This window comes from Stenotrophomonas maltophilia, from assembly GCF_001676385.1.
GTDB lineage: Bacteria > Pseudomonadota > Gammaproteobacteria > Xanthomonadales > Xanthomonadaceae > Stenotrophomonas > Stenotrophomonas maltophilia_J.
Genome location: NZ_LYVJ01000030.1, coordinates 1 through 421 on the forward strand (window position 1 = coordinate 1; position 421 = coordinate 421).

Annotated in this window: 1 protein-coding gene; it reads left to right on the top strand. The window is 65.6% G+C overall.

Annotation, left to right across the window (positions count from 1 at the left end):
• The coding region (locus tag A9K58_RS18790) for a cyclopropane-fatty-acyl-phospholipid synthase family protein (RefSeq protein WP_155760549.1) at positions 1 to 421 on the top strand (421 nt) is incomplete at both ends.

Consider the following 421-nt stretch of genomic DNA (forward strand, 5'->3'; position numbering starts at 1 on the left):
GGCCTGCACAACGTCGAGGTACTGACCCGCGACGTCAACCAGCTTGAGCTGCCCACGGCACGCTTCGATCGCTGTGTCTCGGTGGAAATGTTCGAGCATGTGCGCAACTACCAGCGACTGCTGGCGCACATCGCGCAGTGGCTGAAGCCCGACGGTGCGCTGTTCGTGCACATCTTCGCCCATCGCACGTTGATGTACCCGTTCGAGACCGAGGGCGGCGACAACTGGATGGGGCGCCACTTCTTCACCGGCGGCCTGATGCCGGCCGCTGACACCCTGCTGCATTTCCAGCGCGACCTGCGACTCGATCAGCGCTGGCTGCTGGACGGCACCCACTACCAGCGCACCGCCGACCATTGGCTGGCCAACCAGGATGCGGCCCGCGAGGCGGTGATGCCGGTTCTGGTCGCAACCTACGGCC